At 64.8% G+C, this 11945-nt stretch carries 6 protein-coding genes; 3 read left to right on the top strand and 3 right to left on the bottom strand.

What is annotated here, in order from left to right; genetic code table 11:
* Positions 1–110: 110 nt before the first annotated feature.
* Positions 111–323, top strand: coding sequence for a DUF1059 domain-containing protein (locus API01S_RS17795; protein ID WP_039882624.1), 213 nt, complete (start codon positions 111–113; stop codon positions 321–323).
* A gap of 34 nt (positions 324–357) precedes the next feature.
* Here API01S_RS17795 and API01S_RS17790 read toward each other — a convergent pair whose 3' ends face one another.
* Together API01S_RS17790 and API01S_RS17785 are read right to left on the bottom strand one after the other, a co-directional pair.
* Positions 358–1851, bottom strand: a complete 1494-nt coding sequence (locus API01S_RS17790) for an EAL domain-containing protein (RefSeq protein WP_050730484.1) — start codon at positions 1849–1851, stop codon at positions 358–360.
* 182 nt (positions 1852–2033) lie between these two features.
* On the bottom strand, positions 2034–3086 hold the full coding sequence (locus API01S_RS17785; protein ID WP_050730483.1) for an ornithine cyclodeaminase: 1053 nt from the start codon (positions 3084–3086) through the stop codon (positions 2034–2036).
* Between the two features lie 124 nt (positions 3087–3210).
* Between API01S_RS17785 and API01S_RS17780 the strand changes: the two genes are divergently transcribed.
* On the top strand, positions 3211–3636 hold the full coding sequence (locus tag API01S_RS17780) for an Lrp/AsnC family transcriptional regulator (protein WP_006216953.1): 426 nt from the start codon (positions 3211–3213) through the stop codon (positions 3634–3636).
* A 281-nt stretch (positions 3637–3917) separates the two neighbouring features.
* A complete protein-coding gene (locus tag API01S_RS17775) occupies positions 3918–4847 on the top strand; it encodes an N-carbamoyl-D-amino-acid hydrolase (protein WP_006216952.1) in 930 nt (309 codons plus the stop codon).
* Positions 4848–4899: 52 nt separating this feature from the next.
* Here API01S_RS17775 and API01S_RS17770 read toward each other — a convergent pair whose 3' ends face one another.
* Positions 4900–11937 carry an Ig-like domain-containing protein gene (locus tag API01S_RS17770; RefSeq protein WP_255221302.1) on the bottom strand — a complete coding sequence of 2346 codons (7038 nt, stop codon included), beginning with the start codon at positions 11935–11937 and terminating at the stop codon, positions 4900–4902.
* Between the last annotated feature and the right edge of the window lie 8 nt (positions 11938–11945).

Below are 11945 nucleotides of genomic sequence, written 5' to 3'. Positions count from 1 at the left end.
CAATCATCGGGTGCGCTGCGACGCGCCATCCTGCCCGATGCCACCGCATGCCGCGCGTCGGATGTGCCATTGCCGCAAGCGCCCCCCGGGCGCTGCGCAAGGAGACAATCATGACCCGCAAATACATCGACTGCCGGGAGTACCCGAGCGAAATGAATTGCTCGGTGGCCTTGGCCGCAGATTCCGAAAATGAACTGCTCGAAGCCGCTGTGCAGCATGCCACCACCGTCCACAAACATGCCGACTCGCCCGAACTGCGCACGCAGTTGAAGGCGATGTTCCACGACGGCACGCCTCCCACCGACGCGCCCCGGCACGCGTAACCCCGGCGTGACGCCGAAGCGCCGTTCCCGGGCGCTATGCGCCCGGAACATCCTCTGCGGGCACGGCGCGCCCCAATAGCCAGCCCTGACCGATGGTCGCGGGCTGGCGCTGTGCCAGGTATTGCGCCTGCGCTTCGGTTTCGATGCCCTCGACAATCAGCCCCAAACCCAGCTCGCGCGAGATATCCACAACATGGTCGATGATCAGCGTGCCCGCCTGATCCGTGCCGATAGCCTGGGTGAAGCGGCGGTCCAGCTTGATGGCGTCTGCCTGTATCTCGGCCAGGTAGTTCAGGTTTGAATTGCCCGTGCCGAAGTCATCGATCAGGATCCGGAAACCCTGACGGCGCAATGCGCGGATCGTGGACAGCACCGGGGCGTCGGACAGCGGCGTGCCTTCGGTGATCTCCAGCGCCACCCGGCGCGGCGCGATGCCTTGGTCGTTCACCATGCGCAGCAGGAAGTCCGAGTAGGCGTCGTCCTGCAGGTCTTGCGCCGATACGTTGATGCTGACGTAGAACTCGGTGTTCGCGCGCAGCCGGGCGGACAATTCACGCAGCGCCTTTTCAGTGACTCGCCGTGACAGCTCGCGGCCCAGGCCTATGTCTTCGGCCATCGGCACGAAGCTTGCCGGAGGCACGTCCTGCCCGTCGCACGTGCGCCACCGCGCCAGCGCTTCGACACCCACCAGCCGGCGCGTGGCCAGCTCGCGCAACGGCTGATAGCACACTTGCAATTCGCCGCGCCGGATCGCACGGCGCAAAGCGCTGCGATCGCTCTTGGACTGTTGCCGCCATAGCACGCACAGACCCGCCAGCAGCCCGCCCGTCAATGCGCCGGTGCAGGCCAGGATCAAGGCCGGCAGGCCGAACCACCCGTGGGCAAACGTGCGCGACACCGCGCAGATGTCCGGCGAACCGGGCTCGTCTGCACACTCGGCGATGACGCGTTCGGCGCGCAGGCTGTAATTTGCGGGCGCCTGGCCGTCTTGCAGGTCCAGCCCGTCGATGCGCCCGAAGCGCCGGTAGACGTGCCGCCCATCGCGGGTGATCAGCTTGGCGTCGATGCCGGCGCCCGGTTCCGGGAAGCCGTCGAACGCGCCCGGCGCGGTGAACACCACCACATTGTTTTGCGCCGCCATGTCGCCGATGATGCGGCGGTCCATGATGTTGGCCGCACCCACCCACAACCTGACGCCATTGCGCGTGGCGAAGGCGGCGGGCGGCAGTGCGTGCGGGGTCTGGAGCACGCCCCAGGCGGCCGAGCACACCAGCATGCCGTCGCGCAGCCGGCCGACATCTCGCAGGAAGGTGGCGTTGAACAGCAGCACCCGCAAAGTGGCCACGTCGGACGGCGAACACAGGTCGGTGGCGTGCGTGGCGGCGTCGATCAGGCGACGGCTTTCATGGGCCACGCGCATGGCGTGCGCCAGCAAGCGGGAATTGTGGCCGGCAAGCTGGTCATCGACCTGATTCAGGTCGAACAAGCGTCCGCCGGTCAGGCCCGCCAGAAAGCCCAGGGACGACATCAGCAGGACGGCAGCCGCGGTTCGGATTCGTGACATCGACGGGGAAGGGGGTGGGCACTGGCGGCGTCTCTCGATCGGAGCGCCTGCGCGTAAGGCAATGTAACCGCATCCGCCTTATCCCAATAGAAAAAGATCCCGGCGCCCTAGCCCGGCGTCGCATTTTGGCGAATCCACCCTCGGCGCTACGCCTGCCCGGGCGTGGCCTTCGCGTTCGCGGCGGCGCGCACCACATCAAAGAGATTCTTGGGATCGTTCAACTGCGGCGCCACTTCGATGCGCGCGCCGATGCCCAGCCGGGCGGCGTTGTCGCGCAGCCAGCGCAAGGCGGAAAAGTCTTCCAGCGCGAAGCCCACCGAATCGAAGATCGTCACGTCACCAGCGCCCTGGCGGCCGGGCGACTGGCCCGTCAGCACGCGCCACAGTTCGGTCACGGGAAAGTCGGCGGGCATTTGCTGGAGGTCGCCCTCGATGCGCGTCTGCGGTTCGTATTCGACGAAGACGGGGCCCAGGCGCAACACGTCGGCATGCAGTTCGGTCTTGCCCGGGCAGTCGCCGCCTACGGCGTTGATATGCATGCCGGGTTCGACCATGTCGGGGGTCAGGATGGTGACGTAGGCCTTGTCGGCGGTGACGGTGGTGACGATGTCCACGCCCTTGACGGCCTGCGCAGTGCTGCCGAAGGCCACCACGCGCAATGACGGCGCGACAGCCGCCAGGTTCGCTTGCAGCTTGCGGGTGGCCTGTGCATCCACGTCATGCACGTGCAGCAGGTCGATGCCCAGCACATGATGAAACGCCAGCGCCTGGAATTCCGCCTGGGAGCCATTGCCGATCAACGCCATCGACCGGGACTCGGGCCGGGCCAGCGCGCGTGCGGCCAGCGCCGACGTCACGGCGGTGCGAAGCGCGGTGGTCAGCGTCAACTCGCTGATCAGGAGCGGTTCGCCCGTGCTGACCTGCGCCAGCGCGCCAAAGGCCATCACGGTGGACAGGCCGGTGTGGGGATTGCCAGGGTGGCCGTTCACGAACTTGAAGCTGTAGAGCTCGCTATCGGCGGTAGGCATCAGTTCGATGACGCCGGTGGGGGAATGACTGGCCAGGCGCGCGCACTTGTCGAATTCCTGCCATCGCAAAAAGTCCGCCAGCACATAGTCCAGCAGCTCCGTGAAGACGGCGCGAGCGCCTTGCCGGGCCACGATGTGGGCGACGTCCGAGGTCGTCAGCAATGTCGTCATCTTTTTCTCCCCTTGTTATGGAAAGGAAATTCTGGCCGATGCCCAAATCAATTCATAGTGACAACATTCAACACGAAACGCTAAGATTCTGGCACTTTGACAGCACGGGTTGGCACTTTTCACAATGGACACGCTAGACCAAAGCCTGCTTGGACTGCTGCGCGCCAATGCCCGCCTGTCGATCGCGACGCTGGCCAAGAAGCTGGACGTGTCGCGCGGCACCATCGACAACCGCATCCGCAAACTCGAAGAGCGCGGCGTCATCGTCGGTTATACCGTGCGCCTGCGCCCCGAGTCCGAAACCGATGACATCGTGGCGTGGATGAGCATCGCCGTTGAAGGCCACGAAACCCGCAAGATCGTGAACCTGCTGATGGGCGAACCCAGCGTGGCCGGCCTGCACGACACCAACGGGCGCTGGGACCTGCTGGCCGAGCTGCGCGTGCCCACCATCGATCAACTGTCCGAAGTGCTGGACCGGCTGCGCACGCTCAAGGGCATCTCGGCCACCGAGACCAGCATTCATCTGAAGACCTTCAAAGCCATCTGAGCCCGCTGCGCCTGCCTGTCGGATAAGGGTAAACCCGATATATAACTTTGCATGGCGTCCATGATGCGACGTTATGCGCGAGGCCCTGACCTGCGCCCGGCCGCAAGCTGAATCCCCAGTCCAATCAGCCACTTAGCGTTGCAAGCCAGCGGCCCGGCCGCCCCGCCGTGCGCGCTTTCGCAACGGCGCCAGCGCGTGCATGCTTGCGCCTTCAACCGCGAGCAGCGCGGCAAGCGCACCTGGAGATAGACACCGTGAGCAACACCACCCCCTCCCGCAAAATGGGCCTGGCGGTCGCCCAGATGGGCGCCGTGAACCTGGCCGACAGCCGCGCCGTCGTCGTGCGCCGCATGGTCGAGATGATGCGCGAGGCCGCCGCCCGCCAGGCGGAATTCGTCGTCTTTCCGGAGCTGGCGCTGACGACCTTCTTTCCCCGCTACTGGATGGAAGACAGCGAGGCCGTGGATCGCTTCTTTGAAAAATCCATGCCCAACGCCGACGTGCAGCCGCTGTTCGACACGGCCCGCGAACTGGGCATCGGCTTTTACCTGGGCTACGCAGAGCTGACGCCGGAAGGCCGGCAATTCAACACCGCCATCCTGGTGGACCGCAGCGCAAAGATCATCGGCAAGTACCGCAAGATCCATCTGCCCGGCCATTCCGATCACAAGGTCGGCGCGCCGTTCCAGCATCTGGAGAAGAAGTTCTTCGAAGTCGGCGACCTGGGCTTTGGCGTATGGGAAACCAACGACGTCAAGATCGGCATGTGCCTGTGCAACGACCGCCGCTGGCCCGAGACCTATCGCGTGATGTCGTTGCAAAGCGCCGAGCTCATCGTGCTGGGCTACAACACGCCGTCGCTGAACATCCACTGGAACGAGCCCGCGCACCTGCGCACGACTACGCACGAGATCGTCTTGCAGGCCAGCGCCTACCAGAACGCGGTGTGGGTCGGCGCGGCCGCCAAGTGCGGCCATGAAGACGGCCACCACATGATCGGCAGCTCGATGATCGTGGCGCCCTCCGGAGAAATCGTCGCGCGTTCCAGCGGCGAGGAAGACGAAGTCATCACGGCCCGCATCGACCTGGCCATGGGCCAGACCTTCCGCGAACACGTCTTCAACTTCGCCAAGCATCGCAGCCCCCAGCACTACAAGCTCATCACCGAACGCACTGGCGCTGGCGATCCCTTGCCCACCCTACCTGTCTGAACGCAACAAGGCGGGCTGGCTCGCGCCCGCCCGCCTTGGCCGCGTCCGGGGATCAGTTCAGCAGATCCATCAACGCGGCGTCCTCCACGTCATGCTGGCTGGCGGCCTCTGCCAGTTGCGTCGAGAAAGGCGCACCGGCCAGCCGTACCGGCATGGCAGCCCCCGCTCCGGGCCGGATTTCAGCACGGGTTTCGGGTCGGGTTTCGGGGCCGGTTTCGGGCCGGACTTCGGTCCGGGTTTCCGGCCGCTGGGCAGGCTGCTCCGGCGCGCGCAACTCACGCATCGTGCCCGACAGGAAGTCCAGCGAGATCACCCGGCCCACGCCTGCTCCCGGACCTGACTGCGGCGTCAGGCGCAGGCTCAGGGATTCCATGCCTGCCGGACGGTTGATCACCAGGACGCCACGCCCATCCGTCTGCACCCAATCGGGCAATGCCGCCCCGTTGGCCAGCGTGATGCGCATGCCCGCCGCCCCGACTCCTCCGTTGATGATGAAGAACAGCTGATCGCCGCGTCCCAACAGGTCCAGCTGCAATCCGCCACCCAGCGGCAGGGTCGACAACACCGACTGACCATCCGCCAAGCCGCCACCCAGCGCGGATCCCAGCAGATGATGCAGGCCGCCTCGCGCACCCAAACCGTCCGAGCCTCGCAGCGGAGCGATATCGTTGACGGCTTGCAGCACGGCCCCCTGGGTCTTGAACGAGCCCAGGCTGTCCAGGCTGTTGACACCATCGACCGCCGCCAACACCGCGCCAGTTCCCGCTTCCGTCAGGTCCGGCGTGCCGTTCAGCGAATCCAAGCCATTGACGGCCTGGATCAACAGCGACTCCGCCTGGCTTGCCAGCGGACCACCGTAGCCACCCGCGCCCGCCTCGCCCGTACCCGGCAACGAGAAGAAGAGGAACGGATCATCCGGCTCCATGAACCGCGGGATGTAGGTGTTGTGCAAGCGGATGGTTGCTTCGGTCAGTCCGCCGTTGCCGTCGCTGACCGTGTAGTGCACGATCAGGTCACCCACGAAGCCCGAGGATGGCGTGAAGACGTAGCTGCCGTCTGCCCGGACCAGCAAGGTGCCCCGACCCGGCACCACGATCGGCGTACCGGCTGGCGAGCTTCCTGCCACACCGTCCACGCTGATCTGGGTGACGCGCAAGGGATCGCCATCGGCATCCGTCGCGCCGACCAGCAAGCCCTGGCTGGCCGGTACGTCCACGCCATTGGCCAGCGGCAGATCCACCGAGCCTCCCGGCACGACCGGACTATCGTTCACCGCCGCGACGTTCACCGTAACGGTGGCCGTCTCGTTCACGCCACCCGAGCTCACGGTGTAGGTGAAGCTGGTCGTGCCGTTGTAGTTGGCCGCTGGCGAGAAGTCCAGGCTGCCATCGGCCCTCAACGTCACCGAACCGTTGCCCACCAGAACCGGGACGCCGACCGCGACCGCATGGCCATCGATGGCGGTTACGACATGTCCGGCATTCTCGAACGTGTCGTTGCCATTGACGGCGATGTTGACCGTCGTGTCCTCGTTGGTGCTGACCGTGTCGTTGGTGATATCTGCCACCGCCGAGATAACGACGTTCACCACCGCCTGCACCGAACCGCCGCTGCCATCGGCGATGGTCACCACGAAGCGGTCGTTGCCGTTGTAGTCACCGGTGGGCGTGTACACATACGCGCCGGTGGTGGCATTGATCGTCACCACGCCATGCGCGGGCAGGGTGCTGACCGTGTAGTGCAGCGGGTCGCCATCGGCGTCCACCGCTCCCACCACCGCGACCGCAGGTGTGTCCTCCGTGGTTTGAATGGTGTACTCGCCCGTTGCCGGATCGAACACCTGGCCGCCCACCCGCGTGGTGCCCAGGACCGGGACGTCATTGACGGACGTCACGTTGATGCTCGCCGTTGCCGTCTCGGTCACGCCGCCCGAGGTCACCGTGTAGGTAAAGCTGGTGGCCCCATTGAAGTTGGCGCCCGGCGTGAAGGCCAAGGTGCCGTCTGCCCTCAACACTACCGAGCCGTTCGCGACCGCTACCGATGAGCCCACCGTGATGCCCTGGCCATCGATGGCCGTGACGACGTGCCCCGCGTTCTCGAACGTATCGTTGGCGTTGACGGCGATGATGACCGTCGTGTCCTCGTTGGTCGTCACGGCGTCGTTGGCGATATCCGCCACCGCCGCCACCGTCACGCTGACCGTCGAGTGCACCACGTTGCCCGTACCGTCGTTGATGCTGATGACGAAACTGTCGGCGCCGTTGTAGTCAGCGGTCGGCGTGTAGGTGTAGGCCCCCGTGGCGGCGTTGACCGTCACCGTGCCATGTGCCGGCCCGGTGCTCAAGCTGTAGGCCAGCGGGTCGCCATCGCCATCTACCGCCGAGACCTGGCCATTGACGGCCGTGTCTTCGGTGGTGCTGGTGGCGTAGTTGCCCGTGGCCGGATTGAAGGTCTGGCCGGGGATAGCCGGGTCCACCGTCATCGGTACATCGGGCACCGCCGTTACCGTGATGTTGACGGTCGCCGTTTCAACTGCGCCGCCAGAAGTCACCGTGTAGGTGAAGCTGGTCGTGCCGTTGTAGTTGGCGGTTGGCGCAAAGTCCAAGGTTCCATCGGCTTTGAGTGTGACCATGCCGTTGGCGACCGCGACAGGCGTCCCGACGACAACTGCATTGCCGTCGATGGCCGTGATCGTGTGGCCCGCGTTCTCGAAGGTGTCATTGCCGTTGACCGCGATGTTGACCGACGTGTCCTCGTTGGTCGTTATCGAGTCGTTGGCGATATCCACCACTGCCGAGACCGTGACGTTGACGGTGGACAACGTGATGTTGCCCGTGCCGTCATCGATTGCCACTACGAAGCTGTCGTTGCCGTAGTAGTCCGCCGTCGGGGTGTAGGTGTAGACGCCAGTCGTTGCATTGACGGTTACCGTGCCATGGGCTGGCGCAGTACCGACGCTGTAGGCCAGCGGGTCGCCATCGCCGTCGACTGCCGACACCTGGCCATTGACCGCCGTGTCCTCGGTCGTGGTGGTGGCGTAGTTGCCCGTCGCCGAATTGAAGGTCTGACCCGGAACCGCAGGATCCACCGTCATCGGCGCATCAGGAACCGCCGTCACCGTGATGCTGACGGTCGCCGTTTCAACTGCGCCACCCGATGTCACCGTGTAGGTGAAGCTGGTGGAACCGTTGTAGTTGGCCGTCGGCGCGAAGTCGAGCGTGCCATCGGCTTTCAGGGTGACCATCCCGTTGGCCACCGCGACCGGCGTTCCCACGACCACCGCGTTGCCATCGATTGCCGTGATGGCGTGACCGACGTTCTCGAAGTTGTCGTTGGCGTTGACGTTGATGTTGACCGTCGTGTCTTCGTTGGTCGTCACCGCGTCGTTGGCGATATCCACCACGGCCGAGACCGTGACGTTGACGGTCGACAAGGTGATGTTGCCCGTGCCGTCGTTGATCGCGACCACGAAGCTGTCGCTGCCGTAGTAGTCCGCCGTCGGCGTGTAGGTGTAGGCGCCGGTCGCTGCATTGACCGTTACCGTGCCATGCGCGGGCGCAGTGCCCACGCTGTAGGCCAAGGGGTCGCCGTCACCGTCCACCGCCGAGACCTGACCGCTGACCGCTACATCCTCCGTCGTGCTCACCGCATAGCTGCCAGTAGCCGAATCGAAGGTCTGGCCGGGAACTGCCGGGTCTACCACCATCGGCGCATCGGGAACCGCCGTCACCGTGATGCTGACGGTGGCCGTTTCATCGACCCCGCCAGAGGTCACCGTGTAGGTGAAGCTGGTGGAACCGTTGTAGTTGGCAGTCGGCGCGAAGTCGAGCGTGCCATCGGCTTTCAGCGTGACCATCCCGTTGGCGACCGCCACCGGCGTACCGACCACGATGGCGTTGCCGTCAATCGCGGTGATGGTGTGCCCAGCGTTCTCGAACGTGTCGTTGGCGTTGACGTTGATGTTGACCGGGGTGTCTTCGTTGGTCGTTATCGAGTCGTTGGCGATATCCACCACTGCCGAGACCGTGACGTTGACGGTGGACAACGTGATGTTGCCGGTGCCGTCATTGATTGCCACCACGAAGCTGTCGCTACCGTAGTAGTCGGCCGTCGGGGTGTAGGTGTAAGCACCCGTCGTGGCGTTGACCGTCACCGTACCGTGCGTGGGCGCGGTGCCGACGCTGTACGCCAACGGATCGCCATCGCCATCCACTGCCGACACCTGGCCATTGACCGCCGTGTCCTCGGTCGTGGTGGTGGCGTAGTTGCCCGTCGCCGAATCGAAGGTCTGACCCGGAACCGCGGGGTCCACCGTCATCGGCGCATCGGGCACCGCCGTCACCGTGATGCTGTCCGTCGCCGTCTCAACTGCACCGCCAGAGGTCACCGTGTAGGTGAAGCTGGTGGAACCGTTGTAGTTGGCAGCGGGTGCGAAGTCCAGAGTGCCATCGGCCTTGAGCGTCACCATCCCGTTCGCAACCGCAACCGGTGTACCGACCACGATGGCGTTGCCGTCAATCGCGGTAATGGTATGCCCCGCGTTCTCGAACGTGTCGTTGGCGTTGACGTTGATGTTGACCGTCGTATCCTCATTGGTCGTCACCGTGTCGTCGGCGATATCCACCACCGCCGACACCGTCACGCTTACCGTGGACAGGGTCACCTGGCCCGTACCGTCAGAGATCGCCACCACGAAGCTGTCGCTGCCGTAGTAGTCAGCCGTTGGCGTGTAGGTGTAGGCGCCGGTCGCTGCATTGACCGTCACCGTGCCATGCGCGGGCGCAGTGCCCACGCTGTAAGCCAGCGGGTCGCCATCGCCATCGACTGCCGAAACCTGACCGGTAACAGCCGTGTCTTCCGTCGTGGTGGTGGCGTAGTTGCCGGTCGCCGAATCGAAGGTCTGGCCGGGAACTGCCGGGTCCACCGTCATCGGGGCATCGGCAACCGCCGTCACCGTGATGCTGACCGTGGCCGTTTCATCGACGCCACCCGAGGTCACCGTGTAGGTGAAGCTGGTGGAACCGTTGAAGTTGGCGGCCGGCGCGAAGTCCAGCGTGCCATCGGCCTTCAGCGTGACCATCCCGTTCGCAACCGCAACCGGTGTACCGACCACGATGGCGTTGCCGTCAATCGCGGTGATGGAATGCCCGGCGTTCTCGAACGAATCGTTGGCATTGACGGCGATGTTGACCGGCGTGTCTTCGTTGGTCGTCACCGTATCGTTGGCGATATCCACCACCGCCGACACCGTCACGCTGACCGTGGACAACGTGATATTGCCCGTGCCGTCGTTGATCGCCACCACGAAGCTGTCGCTGCCGTAGTAGTCCGCCGTCGGCGTGTAGGTGTAAGCGCCGGTCGTGGGATCGATCGTCACCGAGCCGTGCGCGGGCGGCGTGCCCACGCTGTAGGCCAGCGGGTCACCATCGCCATCGACTGCCGAAACCTGGCCGCTGACTGCTGCATCCTCCGTCGTGCTCACCGCATAGTTGCCGGTGGCCGAATCGAAAGTCTGACCCGGGACTGCCGGATCCACCGTCATCGGCGCGTCCGGAACCGCCGTCACCGTAATGCTGACCGTCGCCGTTTCAACCGCGCCACCAGAAGTCACCGTGTAGGTGAAGCTGGTCGAGCCGTTGTAGTTGGCGGTCGGCGCGAAGTCGAGAGTGCCGTCGGCCTTGAGCGTCACCATGCCGTTCGCGACCGCCACCGGCGTTCCAACCACGACGGCGTTGCCGTCAACCGCGGTGATGGTATGCCCTGCATTCTCGAACGAGTCATTGGCGTTGACATTGATGTTGACCGTCGTGTCTTCGTTGGTCGTCACCGAGTCGTTCGCAATGTCCACCACCGCAGAGACCGTCACGCTCACCGTGGACAGGGTCACCTGGCCCGTGCCGTCAGAGATCGCCACGACGAAGCTGTCGCTGCCGTAGTAGTCCGCCGTCGGCGTGTAGGTGTAGGCGCCGGTCGCTGCATTGACCGTCACCGTGCCATGCGCAGGCGCAGTACCCACGCTGTAGGCCAGCGGGTCGCCGTCGCCATCGGTCGCCAAGACCTGGCCGGTAACAGCTGTGTCCTCATTGGTGGTCGTAGCGTAGTTGCCCGTCGCCGAATTGAAGGTCTGACCCGGAACCGCAGGATCTACCGTCATCGGCGCATCCGGCACGGCCGTGATGCTGACCGTTACCGTCGCCGTTTCATCGACACCACCCGAGCTCACCGTATAGGTGAAACTGGTCGAGCCGTTGTAGTTGGCGGCCGGTGCAAAGTCCAGCGTGCCGTCAGCCTTGAGCGTGACCATCCCATTCGCGACCGCCACCGGCGTACCGACCACGATGGCGTTGCCGTCAATCGCGGTAATGGTATGCCCTGCGTTCTCGAACGAGTCGTTGGCGTTGACGTTGATGTTGACCGGGGTGTCTTCGTTGGTCGTCACCGTATCGTTGGCAATATCCACCACCGCCGACACCGTCACACTGACCGTAGACGACGTCACATGGCCGGTCCCGTCATCGATGCTGATGATGAAGCTGTCCGAACCGTAGTAGTCCGCCGTCGGCGTGTAGGTGTACGCGCCGGTCGTAGCGTTGACGGTTACCGTGCCGTGCGCAGGCGCGGTGCCCACGCCGTAGGTCAGCGGGTCGCCATCGCCATCCGTCGCCAAGACCTGGCCGGTCACCGCCGTGTCTTCGGTGGTGCTGGTGGCGTAGTTGCCCGTGGCCGGGTCGAAGGTCTGACCCGGAACAGCAGGGTCCACCGTCATCGGGGCATCAGGCACCGATGCGACAACCACCGTCACCGTGGCCGTCTCAACTGCGCCGCCAGAGGTCACCGTGTAGGTAAAGCTGGTCGAGCCGTTGTAGTTGGCCGTGGGCGTGAAGTCCAAGGTGCCGTCGGCCCGCAACAAGACCGTGCCGTTGGCCACCGCAACCTGCGCGCCGGCCACGATGGCGTTGCCGTCGATGGCCGTGATGGTATGGCCCGCGTTCTCGAAGGTGTCGTTGGCGTTGACGTTGATGTTGAGCAGGGTGTCTTCGTTGGTCGTCACCGAGTCGTTGGCAATGTCCACCACCGCGGAGACCGTCACGCTGACGG

The organism is Achromobacter piechaudii NBRC 102461 (genome assembly GCF_001571245.1).
GTDB lineage: Bacteria > Pseudomonadota > Gammaproteobacteria > Burkholderiales > Burkholderiaceae_B > Achromobacter > Achromobacter piechaudii.
This window is presented reverse-complemented; position numbering and strand designations above follow the sequence as displayed.